Origin of the sequence: Autumnicola tepida (genome assembly GCF_031846485.1) — a bacterium.
In the GTDB taxonomy this organism is placed as follows: domain Bacteria; phylum Bacteroidota; class Bacteroidia; order Flavobacteriales; family Flavobacteriaceae; genus Autumnicola; species Autumnicola tepida.
On the sequence record NZ_JAVRHQ010000001.1, the window covers coordinates 177,099 to 196,192 of the forward strand.

General features: G+C 36.5%; 20 protein-coding genes. 17 read left to right on the forward strand and 3 right to left on the reverse strand.

Annotated elements, in window-relative coordinates:
• Positions 1-37 precede the first annotated feature (37 nt).
• The 3 genes from RM553_RS00890 to RM553_RS00900 are packed head-to-tail and all read right to left on the reverse strand — an operon-like array spanning position 38 to position 7,310.
• Positions 38-2,920, reverse strand: a complete 2,883-nt coding sequence (locus RM553_RS00890) for a M16 family metallopeptidase (RefSeq protein ID WP_311533012.1) — start codon at positions 2,918-2,920, stop codon at positions 38-40.
• Positions 2,907-4,313, reverse strand: a complete 1,407-nt coding sequence (locus RM553_RS00895) for a RagB/SusD family nutrient uptake outer membrane protein (protein WP_057482312.1) — start codon at positions 4,311-4,313, stop codon at positions 2,907-2,909. Before RM553_RS00895 ends, RM553_RS00890 begins: the two co-directional genes overlap by 14 nt.
• Positions 4,314-4,325: 12 nt before the next feature.
• Positions 4,326-7,310, reverse strand: a complete 2,985-nt coding sequence (locus RM553_RS00900) for a SusC/RagA family TonB-linked outer membrane protein (RefSeq protein WP_075325757.1) — start codon at positions 7,308-7,310, stop codon at positions 4,326-4,328.
• Between the two features lie 1,095 nt (positions 7,311-8,405).
• Between RM553_RS00900 and RM553_RS00905 the strand changes: the two genes are divergently transcribed.
• The 17 genes from RM553_RS00905 (at position 8,406) to RM553_RS00985 (ending at position 19,041) form a co-directional block, all read left to right on the forward strand.
• Positions 8,406-8,780: a helix-turn-helix domain-containing protein gene (locus tag RM553_RS00905; RefSeq protein WP_057482310.1), complete on the forward strand. Its 375-nt coding sequence runs from the start codon at positions 8,406-8,408 to the stop codon at positions 8,778-8,780.
• Positions 8,781-8,900: 120 nt separating this feature from the next.
• The gene (locus tag RM553_RS00910) at positions 8,901-9,809 is read left to right on the forward strand and encodes a leucine-rich repeat domain-containing protein (protein ID WP_057482309.1); all 909 of its coding nucleotides are present in this window, start codon (positions 8,901-8,903) and stop codon (positions 9,807-9,809) included.
• A 188-nt stretch (positions 9,810-9,997) separates the two neighbouring features.
• A complete protein-coding gene (locus tag RM553_RS00915) occupies positions 9,998-10,357 on the forward strand; it encodes a hypothetical protein (RefSeq protein WP_057482308.1) in 360 nt (119 codons plus the stop codon).
• Positions 10,358-10,367: 10 nt separating this feature from the next.
• Positions 10,368-10,598 (forward strand): hypothetical protein, encoded by a 231-nt coding sequence (locus RM553_RS00920; RefSeq protein ID WP_057482307.1) that lies wholly within the window; start codon positions 10,368-10,370, stop codon positions 10,596-10,598.
• 92 nt (positions 10,599-10,690) lie between these two features.
• On the forward strand, positions 10,691-10,909 hold the full coding sequence (locus RM553_RS00925; RefSeq protein WP_013073378.1) for a hypothetical protein: 219 nt from the start codon (positions 10,691-10,693) through the stop codon (positions 10,907-10,909).
• 201 nt (positions 10,910-11,110) lie between these two features.
• Positions 11,111-11,398, forward strand: coding sequence for a hypothetical protein (locus RM553_RS00930; protein ID WP_013073377.1), 288 nt, complete (start codon positions 11,111-11,113; stop codon positions 11,396-11,398).
• Between the two features lie 6 nt (positions 11,399-11,404).
• Positions 11,405-12,109 carry an ATPase gene (locus RM553_RS00935; RefSeq protein WP_311533016.1) on the forward strand — a complete coding sequence of 235 codons (705 nt, stop codon included), beginning with the start codon at positions 11,405-11,407 and terminating at the stop codon, positions 12,107-12,109.
• A gap of 90 nt (positions 12,110-12,199) precedes the next feature.
• The gene (locus tag RM553_RS00940) at positions 12,200-12,532 is read left to right on the forward strand and encodes a hypothetical protein (protein WP_103294481.1); all 333 of its coding nucleotides are present in this window, start codon (positions 12,200-12,202) and stop codon (positions 12,530-12,532) included.
• A 22-nt stretch (positions 12,533-12,554) separates the two neighbouring features.
• A complete protein-coding gene (locus tag RM553_RS00945; protein ID WP_311533019.1) occupies positions 12,555-13,001 on the forward strand; it encodes a competence protein CoiA family protein in 447 nt (148 codons plus the stop codon).
• A gap of 12 nt (positions 13,002-13,013) precedes the next feature.
• Positions 13,014-13,280, forward strand: coding sequence for an IS66 family insertion sequence element accessory protein TnpA (gene tnpA, locus RM553_RS00950; RefSeq protein ID WP_013073373.1), 267 nt, complete (start codon positions 13,014-13,016; stop codon positions 13,278-13,280).
• Entirely contained in the window at positions 13,280-13,633 is a 354-nt protein-coding gene (tnpB, locus tag RM553_RS00955) for an IS66 family insertion sequence element accessory protein TnpB (RefSeq protein WP_013073372.1), read from the forward strand. Before tnpA ends, tnpB begins: the two co-directional genes overlap by 1 nt.
• A 42-nt stretch (positions 13,634-13,675) precedes the next feature.
• Entirely contained in the window at positions 13,676-14,395 is a 720-nt protein-coding gene (locus RM553_RS00960) for an IS66 family transposase (protein ID WP_013073371.1), read from the forward strand.
• A gap of 511 nt (positions 14,396-14,906) precedes the next feature.
• Positions 14,907-16,145, forward strand: a complete 1,239-nt coding sequence (gene ltrA, locus RM553_RS00965) for a group II intron reverse transcriptase/maturase (RefSeq protein WP_013073370.1) — start codon at positions 14,907-14,909, stop codon at positions 16,143-16,145.
• A 102-nt stretch (positions 16,146-16,247) separates the two neighbouring features.
• Complete coding sequence (gene tnpC, locus RM553_RS00970) at positions 16,248-17,009, forward strand: IS66 family transposase (RefSeq protein WP_013073369.1); 762 nt, start codon at positions 16,248-16,250, stop codon at positions 17,007-17,009.
• A gap of 49 nt (positions 17,010-17,058) precedes the next feature.
• On the forward strand, positions 17,059-17,568 hold the full coding sequence (locus RM553_RS00975; protein WP_013073368.1) for a hypothetical protein: 510 nt from the start codon (positions 17,059-17,061) through the stop codon (positions 17,566-17,568).
• Between the two features lie 304 nt (positions 17,569-17,872).
• Entirely contained in the window at positions 17,873-18,214 is a 342-nt protein-coding gene (locus RM553_RS00980) for a hypothetical protein (protein ID WP_103294480.1), read from the forward strand.
• A gap of 131 nt (positions 18,215-18,345) precedes the next feature.
• Positions 18,346-19,041 carry a hypothetical protein gene (locus RM553_RS00985; RefSeq protein ID WP_013073366.1) on the forward strand — a complete coding sequence of 232 codons (696 nt, stop codon included), beginning with the start codon at positions 18,346-18,348 and terminating at the stop codon, positions 19,039-19,041.
• Positions 19,042-19,094: the final 53 nt, after the last annotated feature.

Sequence of the window (19,094 nt, forward strand, 5' to 3'; positions counted from 1 at the left end):
TGTTAGGCACATCGCGTAAAGTGATGTGCCTTTTAACTTAGTTTACCTGCTTCCTACTTTCAGGAAGAGAAAGAAATTTTTGCATGTTTTCTTCGATTAGATATCGTTTGGCTGCCCTATTGATTTCTTCTAAGGATATAAAATATTCCAATAAAGTGCCATACTGTAAAATATCCTGAACATAATTTTCTCCAACCACCAATTTAGACTGAAGGTATTCAGGCCAGAAATTTCCATAACCAAAATTATTAAAACGTCCTTCAAACCCCTTTACTTCCTTAGCAATGTTTTTTTCCAGCCATTCCCTTTCTACACCTTTTTCTTTTAATGCCAAAAATTCTTCCCTGGCATATCGAATCATTTTCTCTTCATTACCAAGTTCACTGTTAAATTGGATGAAAAATGTAAAAATTCCATTTTTAGTATCAAGCCATTCTCCATTTCCAATAGGTGCATAGCAACCATCACGTAATCTTTTTCTGATGCGATCTCCCAATGCTCTAGACAACAGCCTTAATATAGCTTGAGTTTTTAAATCTCTTGTTACCTTAACCGGGTAATAAAGATTAACAAAAGCTTGGTTTATATTTTTAAAATAAAGGGTGTCATCTATTTTTTTCAAAGGAAAATCAAAACCGGTCGTTTTTCCTGAAAACACTTCCCTACGTGCCGGAAAATTTGAAAGTTTTTGAACTATTTGAGGTATTAAACGACTTTTATTAAAACCCCCAGTAATTATAAATGTATAGTCTTGGAAATTATTAAACCATTTTTTGGAGGCATTTATTACTTCTTCCTCTGTTAAGTTTTCTAGGTCCTTCATTCTCATTTTTGGAAGCTGTGGATACCATTTAGTTAGAATTTCATTTTTTATAAAACTGGTTGAACCCCTCAGTCCAAACCCGCTCAATTGTTCTTTCTTTTGAGCCTTCCATCCAGCAAAGCCAACCGAATCTTTCCTTGGATTGTTCATATATAAATACAAGAGGTTAAATAGTTCATTCCAGGACTCTTGAGTACTACTCCCAGTTATCAATTGAAAATCCTTAGTTTGCCTAAAATTAATATTTAAGTGCTTTTCATTTTTAAAGCGCTCCAATTCAAATTTGTTATAGGGTCCGGCACCGGTATATCTTATTACCTCAGGATAAACCTTTGTCGCCAGATATTTTTTGCGATTTTTTAAGGGGTTTCGATTTGATCGAAAAGCTTGAAATGAAATTTTATTTTTGAAATTATCAGAACGTGGCTTGGTTGGTTTTAGGACTAATTTAATTCCGTTTTTAAGCTTTATTGTAGTTACACCAATAATATTTTCTTTTTGTCCAAAATCATTCTTGTTTACTTTATTCGGGATATTGGCTGCTTTTGCTAAAGAATGTATGGGAGGAGGTAGTGGCTTTAAAGGAGTTACTTCTTTGGCACTAATTTCCCTGATCCATTTCCTTAATTTTTCATCTGAGGGTATGCTTTCAATCTTTTCGCTAAAAAATATAAAATCTGTATTTTTATTCAGTGCTGCTTGTTCACCTATAAAAGCTGTCATTTCCCTAAGGCTAATCTGTTCAAGAATTTCAGAAACCAATTTTGATTCTACGCTTGGATGAGGGGCTGCGCTACCTTTTACAAAATGATCTTTTAACCTACTAATCCACTCCGAGGAAGGATAAGAGTTTCTTTCTGTATATTTTTGCATTAGCGATTTCTTGCCTTTTTCTAAATCAGAACTAGTTATTCCCAAATGCATTTGTCTCCAGGCTAGCATTGTTTTTTCCAGACGCTTTTTCATATGTGTGGTATCATTTGTTTCAAAATCAATTTCCATTTTTGAAGCCAAAATTTGTCCTCCTCCTAACAGATTTCGCCTATAATTAAGATTCAAATTGGAATATGGGGGGTGACGTTGCTGTTCAAATTGGTTTTGTTTTTCTTCAATTAATAGCCAATAAAGTTCCTGAATTAAGAAAGACCTATAATCAGATTTAGAACTTGGATTGTAAGAATAATTAGGTTGCTTTCGCAATATTGTTGATCGAAGATTGGAACGTACACTATCAAGCACACTTGTAAACCAAATTTCCCCATCCAATTCAAACTTCTGAGCATTTACATAGGCTTCAGCATTTTTTGGGTTTTCTGGTACTTTCAAATCCGAAAATAAGCGCTTTATTTCTAATTCCGTATTATCCAGATTAATATCTCCAACGATGATTGCAGCTTGTAAATCCGGTCGATACCAGTCTTGGTAAAACCGAAGAAAAGAATCCGGGTTAAAATTTTGGATACTTGTTTTTTCCTTTTTGAAATTGAAAGTTTTAAAATCAGTAGGTTCTAAAATTTTTTTATGAATGACCCTGCTTTTCCAGTCCCTATAAGGATTAATCGTTCTCATCTCACCTAATACCGCAGCCTGTTCAACAGCTATAGACTTTTGGTTTATACGTATGCCACGTGCCCAATCCCTAAGCACTTGTAGCCCATCTTGATATAATGGCTTATTTTGAGATGGAATAGTAGCATAGTACCAGGTAAATGTATATCCCGTTTTGGCACTTTTATTTTGTGCGGGTCCACTAAATTTGGCATCCAGGCTTGGAAAATTCTTTGTCCCTTTTGCTAAAACGTGCTCTAAAAGGTGGGCATATCCCAATTGATCTTTATCCTCATGATACATTCCTGCTTTTACAACCATATTTAGCTCGATACGATTGGATGGAACATCATTCTTTCGAAGATAATAGGTGAAACCATTGTCAAGGCTCCCATACCTTACCAAACTATCCAATTGTAAACTTTCTTCTTTGAGTCCCTTCCTATTTTCCTGCGTTCGGCCACTTCCAATGCACAGGAATAGAAATGCTGCTAAGAAAAAGTATGATTTGTAAGTTTTATTTATAGTTCGGAAATTAATAGCCGTCATTTTGATCTAGGTTTGGGTTTTTTCTTCGCTCTTCTGCAGGAATAGGATAATAAACATCCGTTTCTTCCCACATTGGTTTAGATTGTCCTAAGACTTCTCCTGCTTTATTTATACGTTTTAAGTCCAACCACCTATGACCCCATTCAGCAAATAATTCTTTTCTTCGCTCTTCTATGATTACATCAAGTAACTCTTCCTGAGAGATATCAGGTCTGGTATCCGCTATTAAGGACAGTCCGGCCCTACTTCTTATAATATCTAGATCCTCAACAGCACCTGAAATGTTTCCCTGTCTTGCCCGCGCTTCAGCCCGAATTAAATATTGTTCTGCTAGGCGTAATACCATAGAATATTCCTCAATAGGGAATTCACTCGTATTCCAAACTTTGTATTTATAGGCGAAAAAGGCCTCTTCCTCATTGTGATAGCTTATCCAATTATTAAATCTTAAATCATCTTCTTCAAAAATCTCCACAAAAGTTTCTCGAAGTTGTATACTGGCCACAAATGAAAACACAGGATGGATAAGAAACATACTTGCTTCGTTGGTATTACTAATAAAGCCTCCATCTCCTATTGGGGAAATTTGCCAAATAGCTTCTTTGCTATTAACCAAAAACACATCGTTGAGATTATCCAAAAGTTGATAGGTGCCAGTTTCCGCTATAACCTGGCTACTTAGACTCTCAGCATCTTCCCAATTCTGCAGGTGTAAGTTTACGCGACTTAACAATGCTGTAGCTGCATATTTGTTAACATTGGTACGTTCTCCATTTAAATAATCCGTACCTAATACATCAGCAGCAATTTCCAGATCATTTATTATTTGATCATATACCTCCTCAATAAGAGATCTCGAAGCTAATTGATTATTGTTATATTCAGTGGTTGTTAAAAGGGGTATTTCACCATAGAGATTTACAAGATAAAAATAGCTAAAGGCTCTAATAAATCTGGCTTCACCTTCTAATTGTAATTTGACACCTTCGCTTAAATTTTCGGAGTTGTATACTCCCTCCAATAAGGAATTGGCCATATAAATAATATTATAGGCACTGGACCACAAATAAAGGTTATTTGGGTTATCGGGGATCAATTCATTTTCCTCAAATTCCATCCGGGTATAATTACTCGGATTAATATTCCGAATATTATCGGCTGATAATCCGGACAGGACAGTTACACTGCTTCTGGAGCCATTTGAAAATGCTGCCTTGAATAATTGATTGTAAATTCCATTCATTGCACTTCTCGCTGTTGCATCAGTGCTGAAAACATCCTGTTGTATTAGCTTATTATTTGGAGAGCTTACTTCCACGAAATCTTCGCACGAGAGGAATAGAAGCGCTATAGCAATTACAAATGTGTTATTTATAGAAAGTCGTGATTTCATAATTAAAAAGTTTTAAAAGTTTATTTCAAGACCCGCAGTTATCGTTCTCAGATTTCCAATCCCTGAAGAAGTGCGTTCGGGATCCATTCCGGAATATTCCGAGAAGGTCAATAGATTCTGGCCATGAAGAAAAAGTCTCCAATTTTCCATTCCAAATTTCCGCGTGAATGCTTTTGGCAGGTTATAGTTAAGTGTTATAGTTTTCAGGCGTACAAAAGATGCATCTTCAACAGGAATTGAAGTATTGATAGCATAGCCATAAGCAGTTCTTGCCTGTGCAGATTGTGAAATTTTTTGATAAACGGATTCTCCTGCAAGTGTAGCCAGTGCAACCGATCTTGAATTACCTACTGTCCCACCATCAAAGCTAGTTTGTAAACCTTCTTGCATTACAAACTCCCATAAAAATTGTAGGTTAAAATTTTTAAATGAAAAGCTGTTGTTTATGCCACCAAACAGTTCACGGTTTAAATCCTGGATAATTATACGGTCTTGGTAATCAAAGCTTCCATCTTCATTTACATCTCTTACCGTATAAAAACCCGTTTCAGGATCTAAGCCGGTATAATCAAACAAAAGGGAAATATTTAACGGGTAACCTACCCGATAGGTATTGGCATATGAAGACTGGTCAATATCGGGATAGTTAACCAATTCATTCTTTGGGAGACTAACATTTAAAGAAGTTTGCCATCTAAATTCTTTGCTGTCTATATTGAGGCTTGAAAATTCAAATTCCCAACCGGAGTTTTCAACTGTTGCAGGTAAATTGGCTTGTACTGAGGTGAAACCGGTAATCTCTGGAAGTGGATAACCTACCAATTGATTGGAAGAACGGTTTCGGTAACGACTAAATCCTGCACGAATACGTTCTTCAAAAAGACCTATTTCAAGACCTACTTCAAGTTTTTTATTAACTTCCCAGGAATAATTAGGGTTGGCCAGGCCAGTGGGGTATAATCCCCCGGGGCCATCGGTTGCTTCATAGGCATTTAAATAACCATAATCTCCTATTTGATCATTGCCTGTGGTACCGTAACTTCCTCTTAACTTCCCGAAGCTTAAAAATGGGAGTTTTTCTTTAATGAAATTTTCTTCGGTAAAAATCCAGGCAGTTCCTACAGCACCAAAATTGGCAAACCTATTATTAGGGCCAAACCGAGACGAGCCATCCCGTCTTCCGGTAAGATTAATATAATATTTTCTATCCCAGTTAATGCCAATTCTTGAAAATAGGGCTGCATATTTATATTCTGCACTTTCTCTTCTGGCATTTATAATTGATTCAGCTGCGGCGATATTGCCGATTAATGCTTCCGAAGCATATCCGGTTGCCCGGAAACCTTCCTGGTTTTGGATGTTTTCTTGAAAAGTAGCTCCTACTATTGCATCAATTTTTAAATTATTGAAAGACTTTTCAAATAAAATTTGTGGTTCCAAAATCCAGGATTTTCGGCCAGCGCTTAAGTGTGAAGAGTTATTCGGTGTTTCATCAGCAGGGTTATACGATTGGGAAGGTTGTTTTCTCATTTCCTTTGAATCATAATAGGAATATCCCATACTGGTTTTAAACCTTAATGCAGGAAAGATTTCGTAGGATAAAGTAAGGTTTGAAATGAAATTGTTGGTTTGCGTATTGCTGGTATTAAAATAGCCCTCCAGCGGATTATCAAGTCCGGCCACCCCCCATTCTTCCCAGGCCAGGGATCCATCATTGTTGAAAATTTCGGGTGCATTGGGTGGCAAAAATGCTGTGGTGGCATTGAATCCTACATTTCCCACTAAATTGTTGGTGTCAACTCCGTAATTTAGGGAAAGACTTAGGTTGAATTTATTGTCTCCAGAGCGATGATTAAGATTTAGATTCCCGGTTACTTTTCGGTAATCATAATCCCCGGGATAAACTGTGCCCTGGGTATAATAGGAGCTACCAAATCTAAATGAAGTAGTTTCATTTCCACCTGAAAAAGTAATATTTGCATTAGTTGTTTCAGAAGTCCCTCCATAAAGAAATTCCTGCCAGTCGGTATAACGATCCTGATCCCACAATAAAAGATCATAAGCATTTCTTTCTGTGGGCTCAACTCCGTCGTTTTCAAAAGCTGCTCTTCGAATCTCAAGGTATTCTTCGGTATTTAATAAATCCCATCGATTAGGAACTGTTGCCATGCCAGTATAAAATCTTGCTTTCACGCTGGTCCCAATCTCACGTCCTTTTTTTGTGGTAATTAGAATAACTCCGTTGGCTCCCCTGGAGCCATAAATAGCGGTAGCATCGGCATCTTTTAAAACTTCTATACTTTCAATATTAGAGACATCCAGGTTATTTAACGGATCTATCCCCGCACTTGACATAAGGGAATTACTTTCTACCGGGGTTGAATTGATAGGAACACCATCTATAATATATAAAGGATAGTTTCCTTCTTCCCGTAAACTATTGGTTCCCCTAATTTTTATAGTAGGAGCCATTCCAGGATGGCTGCCACCGGAAGTAACTTCTACCCCCGCCATTCTACCGGCCAGGGCCTGTATAGGACTTACCACCGGTTGTAGTTCTATTTCCTCTGCGGTAACTCTTGAAATATTCCCAGTTCGTTCTCGTTCAGTAGTATTGTAATAGCCAGCATTAATTTTTACTTCGCCAAGGGCAGAAACATCTTCCTCTAATTGAATGCTAATTTCTTCGTTGTTATCTACCGGGATTTCTACTGTTTTAAAACCTATATAGGAAAAAACCAAAGTCCCATTGGCAGGAGCAATGATGTTATATGCTCCATCCAAATTAGTTACTGTTCCTCTATTGGTATTTTTTACTGTAACGGTAACACCTGGAATAGGAAGGCCGTTTTGATCTTCTACTACACCTGAAACTTCTTGCTGCTGCAAGGGCAGGGGAGTAGTGGTTGCTGCATTAGCAGCCTTGGACAGGAAGAAGAGTACCCCGCCTATAATAATTAGCGCCACCCATTTAAGGCGCGAGTAATTATTTTTCATAATTTTACGTGTGTTTTGAATGAAACATTGTTTTATTTAAGCTTAGGCCTTCCCCACACAGACGCCAATCTTTAGGAGGAAGGTCTTTTTGCTTATAGGCTAATTCAAACTTTTCTTCAATAGCAATTTCTTTTTTTTCTAAACCGGTGCCCAAATACCGGTTTCACTTAAACCTATTCACCAATAATTTTACCCAAGGCTCCAGCGGAGCCCCACCCAAAAGCCGCTGAAAATTATAGGGCTCACAACGGCGACCCACGGGATTGTTTAAGTGATTTTTCCTGCTCCCGCAAGCTAGGAATTAGTGAATACAGCTGCGATTTTGCAACCGGTGACCGCTTTGGCCTGAAATAAATTATAGTGTAGGTTAATTTATTAAATACCAAAACCGGCCCTGCTCACCTAAGAACGCAAATTTTGGATTTGCACGAATAAGGAAAACCTATTACATTTATAGCATTGCGAATAACCATATAATGTAGTGTCTTAACCCTTCTGGCAATGCCTGTTTATTTTGCACAGGTAGCGGACCGGTTACGCCCTCATTATTCTGGGGCGCATTTGATGTTTTTTGATATAGGTTGTAACGATCGGGGTTGTACCTTAAGGCTATGGTACGAGACAAAACCTTTTGCCGGTTTACTACCGTAGAAGTGCTTTAATGGGTCTGTTCTTCTCGTTTTCATAGTTTTCAAAATTATGTAAACGATTTGCTGATAGATGAGATACAAAAAAACGCCCCTCACACTTCTGTCCGAAAGGGTAAAACGACCAAGCTTTAACCCCGCCTTAGCTTCGAAAAGCTTTGACGTCCATACAGAAGTTTAACGCGAGAGGCGTCCGCCAGAAAGGCTCTGTAAAGATACCTATTTCTGGCAATTTTGGACGAACTCACGGTCAACTCGTATGGAAATGCTTGGTCTTTTTTTCGAACGAGCAACATCGTTAGTTCTCTCCCAATATGGGAGTGACAGTATTTTATGGATTAATTAAATCCGTACAAGTCTCATTAATAATGATTTGAATTGTTATCGAAACAAATATAAGAAACATTTTTTAATAAACCAATATGTTGGTTTAAAAAACTTATGATTTATGTCTAATAAAAAGGTTTTAATTACAACTGTCTACAGTGAAATATCTCACTTAGATTATCTTTTTATCCTATACATAAAACAACTTCGAGAAAGGAATAATTGGACTCAACAAGACTTAAGCAAAAAGATGGGAGTCTCAAAAAGTTTTGTAGGTAATGTTGAATCATTTATCCAACGCCATAAATATAGTATTAGACATCTAGGTCTTTTAGCAAAAGCATTTCGCTATAAATCGGTAGCAAATCTATTTGACTTTCCAGCTCCAGATTATGATATGATAAAATTGACATTAAAAGTTACCCGCGTTATTCAAGATAGCGGAAAGGTTAGGAATAAGTCGGTAGAGGTTGTGAAGGTGGAGCCGATTGAATAGTGATGTGCGAGATTTTGTATTTTTGTCTTAACTCTCACAACCGTGCGAGTATTAAAAACGAGCAGATTATCCTTCAATAAAAAATTTTATATTTAAATTTCCATAAAGAATTCATTTTAGATGAAAGAAGAAAAATCTTATTCCCGGAAGGAAATAAATGAGATATTTAGCCAAAATGGACTTGATTTTAATTTCGAAGAATTATTGAATCTAGATTCAGACATAATATGGTGGAAAAAACTAAGCTACGATTGGAAAATTATTATGCTTTATAATCACAATTATGAATATAGGTTTTTTACCAGTGGGAGAATAAAAGACTTCAATTCAGTACTAGATGAAATTAAACAATACAACAAATTTGAACTAAAAAAGTTCATTGATGAACTAAAAGAAATCAAAGATTGTTTTTTTAATTTTGATACGAGCCTTTTGATAACTGATTTTAAACCATTGGAAAACTTTTTGAGAATTGAAAGGTTATTTTTAAATGGTATGAGGTGCTGTAATTTAGAAACTATGCCAACTTTAGAAAGTGTAAAGTTTTTAGATGCTAAAAACTCAGCGTTAAATTCTCTTTTAAATATTTCAAAATTCAAAAATTTGGAACATCTGGATATTCATAATACACATATATCTAATTTAAACGGAATTGAAGAACTTAAAAAATTGAATTTTTTAAATGCAAGTAATACTGATATTGATTCACTAAATGGATTAGAAAATCTTAAAAATCTAAAATATCTATCAATATTTCGGACTGAAATTAAAAATTTAGATGCAATAAGAAAACTTGAAAATCTTCGTACTATTTACGCGTATTCAACTAATATTAGGGATTTAAATAAGTTAGCCGAATTAAAGAGCCTTGTAAAAATTAATATTAATAATACTTCGATTAACGATCTATTACCATTAAAAGAAAACCATAATTTACAAGAGGTTGCTGCTAAGGGAACAAATGTAACTCTAGAAAATGCAGAAAAATTAAATGCTTTGATGCCCGGAACAATTATTTTACTACAATAAATACTTACAACAGAGCGGTTCATCGCAAATATCCGGTACCGTTAGAAAGAAAATAATTAACTTGACAAACAAACCTATACTAAGCCGACAAATCAGTTACTCCGCCAACATGCGATAACCGAGACCATTGGCGGTAATTTTTGTCATTCTTTATTATTAAATAGTTGAATTTTAAAATCAAATAATTAATGGGAAAAATTGGCAGACCTCAGAATGAAGTTAATGCTATGAAATACGAAAATTTTCTCAAGAGAGGTTTTCGATTCAATAGAAGAGTAAGTAGAGCAAGTAAGAGTGAATTGATTAATTTGATAAATTGTGAAAATGGAATCAAACATACATTCCTACCAAATAGAGAGAAACAATTATCTGAGATAAAAGGTAGATTAATAAAAGCTATTGAATTAATTATAAAAAATAATCATTTGGATAAGATTAACGAGAAAGCGTTAAGTGATTTATCCATAGAAGTAAATAATGCTAATTCATCATCAGATATTAATAAAATTGTAGAATCTGGATTATATTTTTCACAAGAAAATAAATAGCAAAAAATATATGGAATTTGACATAACAGATATTGATAAAAAACTACTTATAAGGACATTATTAGCACACTCTGAACCAATTGGATTGGGGAAGGCAGAATATAATACTCGAAAATCTCATCGAGAAATCGTTGATGGAATATCGGATCAAGAATGTGATTATTTATTAAGCGAATTTAATCATTCTTCAGAAAAACCTTCAACATTTGGAATTCTAGATTATCATATGGGAAACCGATGAAACTTAACTTTTTTCGAAAACAGAATGGACAAGTAATAGTAAGTTCAGATGACTATGATACTCGAAATGGAAGATATAGATTCTTATAAGCTATGCTAAATACATTTCATTTAGATGAAATAAAAATCACTAAAAAGGGATATCAACAATTCGTAATGACGGATTTACCAAGTGAATTAGAAAGAAATAAAGAAGAAAAAAAGTTATTTAGAGATTTACTAAGAAATTTGACCGAAAAAAAAGAAAATTTTGGAAAATACTGGGAATTTGACCTTGAAAAGGTTGATTACACACCATCAATTATGAGATAAAAAACTACTGCCAACTTAAGTCGGTTCATCGGAAAAAACGGGTATTGTGTAAAAAGTGTAATTTTTAGAAACCAGAGAAAAAGTGCTTAAGCTAGTAAATCCCTTCTAATCTAAATCACTAGAATTTTTAGCTTACAAAAGTAGTTTGTTTGCATAAATCCCCGAAAAATAGTAAGTTTATAACTTAGTTTCTTAGTGCAAATGGAAAATAATAGAAAATACAAATTAAGAAAGGCAGCTTTAAAACCTGGCGTAAAAAATAGGAGATTTAAAGTGTTGGAAGATGATAGAGATCTTTCCTTTATAGGAGCGATTGCTGCTAGTGCTACAAATGAGGCTTATCATAAGGCTGTAGCGATTTCAGAGAGTATTATCGAAGTAGAAGATGGTAAAGTGATTCGCAAACAAAAGGATGGAAGTTTTGAAGTTATTCAAACCTTAGCACCTCGAAAGTCAGTACAAAAAGGAAAGACAATTACCATACCTTAATTTATTATGGCCAGCAAAAGATTGCGAATGTTTGCAGGCCCTAATGGCTCCGGAAAAAGTACCATTTTTAATAAAATACGTTCGCAATTTAGTCTGGGTATTTATCTTAATGCCGATGAGATTGAGTATCTCTTGCGCAACCGGAACCAGTTGTCCTTAAAGGCATTTAATCTTAGTGAATCCCACGGACTAAAATTTAATAAATTTCTTCAAAATCATTCTCTTTTCCAGAAAGCTTCTTCCCAGGGTTATAACATAGACCTTAATTGCCAAAATGGTATAATATCTAACCCTAATAATGCCACACATTCTTATGAGGCTTCAATTCTTACGGATTTTTTAAGAACCGAATTAATTCAGGCTGGTCAAAAAATTACATTTGAAACGGTAATGTCACATCCTTCTAAAATAGAAACACTTAAGAAAGCCAAGGAATTAGGTTATAAGAACTACTTATATTTTATATGTACAGAGAATGTAGAAATTAATAAAGCGAGGGTTGAAGAGCGTGTGAAGAGCGGTGGTCATAATGTGCCTCCCGAGAAAACAGAACAACGATATTACAGAAGTCTTGAGCTACTGCCGGAAGCAATAGAAAATTCTTACCGGTCATTTATTTTTGATAATAGTGAAAATACCTCGAAATTAATACTCGATGTTTATAGGGCAAGAAAGTTACTTTTCAAACTGAAGAAGTGCCGCTTTGGGTAGATAAGTATTTTTTGAATTTATAAATATAGGTTGCTAAAAAATTTATTCAGGAGTATGTATACCCCTCGAATATTTAATAGTTAGTTAAGTTTGAATTTGCCGTGTTTTAATGTTTTTGCAGGTAACCAAGACAGTAACTATGATGGTAACCAAGATGTAGATTATAATAAATTGGTGGAATTAATTAACAAACATAATTTGGAGGGCTTTTTTCCGGAAAATGTAAACCCAACTGAAGAAATTTTGGAGGATAATTTGAATATTTCAAACCAAACAAAAAATTTTAAAACCCATATTGAATCATTGTTTGAAAATAAACTTCTAGGAAGAACAATTAAGGACAAGCCAACAAGCAAGCTACAAAAATATTATACCACCCCTTTAGGAAAAGTAGTCCTTGCCGTTTATAAGAAAAATAAATAAGTTCTAAGAATAAAAGTACTACTTGTATAAATACAGCATAAAATATCCCGTTGCATTTAACCAAGCCAACAAAAAAATTGTTCCAATAGAGAAGGTTACGAAGGATAATAGGTTGAAATTAATTTGTCCTGTGTGTAAGGATAATTTTATAGCTATTATTAATCACCGAAATCCACATTTCAGACATAAACCCAATACTGAGTGCTCCGGCAATTTAGAGTCTTATATACACTGGTTAACAAAAGAGGTTTTTAAACAAATTGGAGAATTGGATATACCTGAACTCTTAATTGATGACCTTCCCGAAAAACATAGGCAAAAATTTCAACTCGATTTTAATGCGATACTAGATACAAATATACCTTACTCATTTCAGGGAGAATTTAAAAAAGGATTAAAAGCAAATCGTATGCGTCCGTCTAAGTGCATCTTTTCTGAGAACCGTGTAGGTTATAATTTAGCAGTCTAAATATACTTAAAAATGACTCGATCTTCTACCTCAGAAATGCGTAAGCTGGTCACCAGCTTTTATGAATCAGATCAAAATCAATCCGCTTTTGCCCGTGCCCATGGAATCAGCAAAGGCAAGCTATCCTATTGGATCCAGAAATTTCCCAGGGAGCAAGTTACAAAACCCGCTAAAAGCAATTTTGTTTCCTTATCGGCCGACCCTTCTACCACACCGACATCCTCCAGGAGTATGCACATCCGTTTAGGTAATGGCGTAGAAATTGAAATTCCCCTGTAATGTTTGCCTTAAGCAGTTCCCTGAATTACCAGTTATATCTTCCTGGTACCGATATGCGTAAGAGTTTTGACGGGCTATGTGGTTTGGTGCTTGGAGAATTAGGTCATAGTCCCCAGGATGGTTCGGTCTATATCTTTATCAATAAAGCGCGCAATAAAGTCAAGTTGCTGCACTGGCAGTCCGGGGGCTTTGTGTTATATTATAAACGCCTGGAGCGTGGTACTTTTGAGTTGCCCGATTACGATGCATCCGTGGGAGGACTCCAGCTGGATTACACCCAACTGGTAATGCTCATAGACGGGGTAGCCATCACTAATATTACCCGGAGAAAACGCTATAAAAAAGCCCAATAAATGCTGGTATATTTTTAACAAGGGTTGTATTTTAGCTACCCGATGACCTACCAGGAGCTACAAAAAGAAAACGAGCAACTTCGAGAGTCCAATGAATTCTTTAAGGAGAAAATTTCCGCTTTGGAAGTGCAACTCGGGCAGCTCTATAAACTGATCCAGGGTTTTAAATCGGAACGTTTTATCCCAGAAATCCTGGAACAGCAACTATCGCTTTTTTCTGAAAAACAAGATGAACCGGGGCAAATAGCTGCACCTAAAGAAACGATCACCTATACCCGGGAAAAACAAAAACACCCGGGACGTGGTAGTTTGCCGGAACACCTTCCGGTGCGGGAAGTCATTCTTGAACCAGAAGAAGATGTAAGCACGCTGAAAAAAATTGGCGAGGAAGTTAGTGAAACCCTGGAATATACCCCGGCCAGCCTGGTTAAAAGACGTACCATTCGTCCTAAATATGCCAGGAAAGACCAGCAAGGGGTACTAATCGCACCACTACCCACGCGTCCTATCGAAAAATCTATTGCCGAGGCCTGCTTACTGGCCTATATCCTGGTGAGTAAATATATTGATCACCTGCCATTCTATCGTCAGATCCAGCGCTTTAAACGAGAGTTTGGGTGGGAACCGGCCTCCAGTACTTTAAGTGACTGGATGGCGAGTTGTTGCCAGCTGTTGGAACCTCTTTATAATACCTTGAAGCAAAAAATCCTTGAAGACGGGTACATCCAGGCGGATGAAAGTGTGTGCCTTGAAGCGGCCTAAAGTAATGCCGCAGGCTGTTAGATTGATGGTGGTAGACCCACCGTAGGGGTTAACAGACAGACCCTACAAACCACCTTGTGGTGCTTTATTTCGAAAGAATGAGGTGCTGAGCGACAAGGAAAAGGCGAGAGAATACTCGTCAGGTGAATTTCAGTGAGCTGAACGAAAGTGAATCACTGGTTAAGTTAAAGTACCGATATCGCCAGATTCTGTCGAAATCGGAGAATTGTGTTTCTTCTCCGAGAATAAAACTTAGTGGCAGTAACCTGAAGTTGACTAAGTGACAGGCGGTACAGAGGTGGCAGGACACTGAAATAGGCGATCTAACGGAACAAGGGAATTTGTACAGGGATGGTAAGGGAAATGCACAAGCGGAAACCCCGTGAGGCAGAAAACCAATGAACTGTACAGAGGCGGACTAAGCCGTAGTACTGCAGAAGTCTCTGTAATGGAGATGGAGGGAAGGGCTTAGCCAGATTAGTTTTATGTAAGACACAACTTTGAAAGAAGGATGATTGATTATTATGAAACAAAACAACATCCAATAACCAAGAAAATGGTATTGGATGCGTACAAGAAAGTAAAGTCCAAAAAGGGCAGTGCCGGAGTCGATGGACAGAGTTTACAGAATTTTAGGGAGAACCTCTCTGGAAATTTGTATAAAATCTGGAACCGTATGACCTCAGGCAGTTATTTTCCGCCTGTTGTAAAGGAAGTTCGTATAACCAAGAAAACAGGAGGCTTTCGCAGTCTCGGAATTCCTACGGTATCGGATCGCATTGCGCAACAGGTGATTAAAAGTTACTTAGAACCCAAGGTGGAAAGCAGTTTTCATCAGAATAGTTATGGATACAGACCCAGGAAAAGTGCGCATCAGGCACTGGAGAAAACAGTGTCCAGATGTGGTTATTACAGTTGGGTGGTAGACCTTGATATTCGTGGATTCTTTGATAACATTGACCATACCCTACTGATGAAGGCAGTAGAAAGGTATACAAAAGAGAAATGGGTGTTGATGTATATTGGAAGGTGGTTGAAAACAGGAGTATCCAGAGAAGGTGAAATCACCGATAGAATAAAAGGTACTCCTCAAGGCGGCGTCATTAGTCCGCTACTTGCCAATATATTTCTTCACTTTGCATTCGATAAATGGATGCAAATCCATCACTCCAATATGCCTTTCGAACGATATTGCGACGATGCCATCATACATTGCACATCAGAGAAACAAGCATATTTCATTAGAGAGGCTGTTTCTAAACGGATGAAAGCTTGTAAGTTGGAACTCAATAGTGAGAAAACTCACATTGTGTATTGCAAGAATCACGTGCACAGCGAAAGTCACAAGAATACAAGTTTTGATTTTCTCGGTTACACGTTCCGCCCCCTCAGACGACCAACCAAAAATGGTTGGAAACTGACTTACTTTCCAGTAATGAGCCACGCCTCAAAGAAAGAAGCAAGGCGAAGACTTAAGAAGGTTGTCAATAGAAAGTTTCGGGGATCCATCCAAGAACTGGCACAGATAATCAACCCTATGATAAGGGGCTGGTATCAATATTTTTGCAAGTATTCGAAATGGACAACCCGTGGACTATGGTATTGGTTAAACAGGAAAATAGTTAGATGGATTAGGAGGTACAGAAAGCGCAGTAGAGTGCAAGCTCGAAAATGGCTAAAAAATGTGTACAAGACTAACCCACAATTGTTTGAGCATTGGAAACCTGTCTTAGATATAAAACCTTACTAATTGTACCGTTAATCTGGAAGCGCCGTATGATGGGAGACTATCACGTACGGTGCTGTGAGAGACTTGGGGTGAAATTCCCCTTGTCTACTCGACCCGATAAAGGTGCTGGATAGTGATAAAAAAGGCAGCACACATCAAGGCTATCAATGGGTCTATCACGACCCCTTGCAAAAACTGGTGCTCTTTAATTACCGCAAAGGACGCGGGCAACATGGTCCCAAGGAACTCCTTGATGGGTATAAAGGGTACGTTCAATGCGATGGTTACACGGTATATGATAAAATCGGGTTAGATCCGGATATTACTATGGCCGGTTGCCTGGTGCATGCCAGGCGAAAATTTGTGGATGCCCGGGACCAGGATCAAGCAAGGGCAGAAAAAGCACTAGCGATATTTAGTGAAATTTATAGGGAGGAACGAGCGATCAAAGAAGCAGCAGCCGGGGATGCAGAGATGCGAAAGGAACTAAGATTACAAAAGGTGCTGCCGCTACTGCAACAGATCAAAACCTGGATCCAGGAAGAACAGTTTAAGGTGTTACCTAAAAGTGCGATGGGGAAAGCCATGACGTATTTTATAAATCAATATCCTAAGTTCGAGGTGATCTTTGAAGATGGCAGGATCGAATTGGATAACAACCTTATTGAGAATGCTATTCGTCCATTGGCTCTCGGCCGAAAAAATTTCTTGTTTGCAGGCTCTCACAAGGCTGCGCAAAATGCGGCTATGTTATATTCCTTCTTTGGGAGTTGTAAAATGCAGGGTGTGAATCCCCAACAGTGGTTAGAGGATACTCTGCAAAGAATACCTAATCATAGCATCCAAAAACTGGAGGAGTTATTGCCCGGCTATCAAAAAGCTTAGCAAGCTTCCCTTGAGAGATACCACAAGAATCCTATACTAAAATATAATTATGAAGAAAGTGACTTATAATGAAAAGGACAATAGTGAAACTTCTGAATTAGCCGGTCTGATCAGAAAAATAGACACTTTAGATGCGCAGTATGTAAATAGGATTTGTGAGGAAATATTTAAACATCAACCTTTCTTCCTAACCGTTCTTCTAGGTTACAGAGCAGATGTTTCCCCGCAGGAGTTGGAAGAAATAATGAAAATTTATTTTTTAATATGGGAGTATTTTGGATCAAACGAAAATCTTCCCAAAAGGAAAGTGACCCAGGCCCAGTTCGAAAAGCTTCAAAGGGGTAATAAGCATATGCTTGATTATAGTGAAGGAGAACCCGAAGAATCCAGAGAAAAGATTTATACAGATACATTGCAGAATCTCCAATCTAAATCCTTGTGGACAGCTGTGCTCTTCAGATATAATAACAGACCAGTACTAATCAATATGGATCGGGAGAACAAAGGAATAATCCTTTTAGGTATTCTTAGCTTTATTCAGAGCTTTGAAACCCAGTAGAGTTTTATAGATGGCAGGGATAGATAAGGAAGGGAATGATGGGGAATATATCTCTACTAGAAATGACCAGAATCCATAACTTCTAAAAACACTGGCTCGGACGGATACAGCAAATCTAACTGATAGTAAAAATTTAGCAATAGAAGGAATAGAAACCGAAAAGGAGTATAATACCGAGCTGGGGAAGGTTAGAATTGACATTGTAGCGACCGTTGGTGATAAAGAGTATTTTATTGAACCATTCTTTTCGAACTCTATAGATGATGATAAGAAGAAAAAATTATCACGAATCAAAAAGCCTACTTTGTCTATAGACCTCGTAGATTTCCTTGATAATTTTTATTTCAATTTTTCATTTGAGACATTGAAGAAATATCTTATTTCAAAAAAAAGTAAAAAGTGGGAATATTTGTCCGAGGATGAATATGGTAGCTATGTAGAGGGTTATCAGCAATATTTATTTGAGGAAATTGAGAGGAATAAATTTTTAATTGATAATCACAATTCTAAACTTGAAAAAATTGCAACCTTAGAAGAAGAATGCGATAAACGTAAGGAAAATATCAATATTCTTAGAAAAGAAATTCGAGAAATAGAAGATGAAATTCTTTCTCTAAAAGATGAACTTAATGTCCCATATTATTAGGAATTATAATAACGGTAAACGGAGCATATTTGGTATTCGCATTCAATCCAACCAACTTGAGTCAGTAAATGACAGGATGTTAAGTTTATTAACGCACTAATATTAATTACTCCTAACCAATTTAATATTCAATGAATAATCGATTAAATAATATAATTAAAGGTGATTTTAAGAATTTCGACCGCTGGATTGAAGTTTTGAACCGGCAAAGGAACTCTTTATTTGATATGGAGAACCAAAGTGAGGAAGAGTTAACAAATTTGACTTACGAAACTTCTGGCATACTTGGGGAAATTGCTGATTTGGCTATAGAATATGGAAATTTTAAAGATGACTTTGATACAAGTAAAATGTACGTGAATTTATATGGACCATCATTAATAATTGAATCAAAAAAGACTGGCGGCACTTATTATTTAGCAACTGATTTAGAAGGGATTTACTTAACAACATCATTTCTTCATGCTGATAACCTGAAAAATATGAGCGATTCTTTTTGGCTAGAACTTTTTAAGCTAAAAAAATTCAGTGGATTTGAGTATGAGGAAAATTCATTTTTCTCAATCGATGTGCAAAGAAAATATCCTGAATTATTTCATACTTACAAAGATACATTGTTCTTAATGTTTAGAAAATTCTTTTTATCGCATACAGAAAAACATAATGACATAGATATTGGAAACTTCAAAGTTAAATGGAAGCCTGACGAGGATTTCAGTAAAATGATTTCGGAAATATGTTTAGCATTTAAATCTATGTATAAAATGGACTATCAATTGTGGAAAATAACTGACTTGCGAATGAAAAAGAATGATACTAGGAAGTAAGCCTTCCTGTTGGTGGTACGGACGAATGTATATGCAAATTTTTAGTATCAATT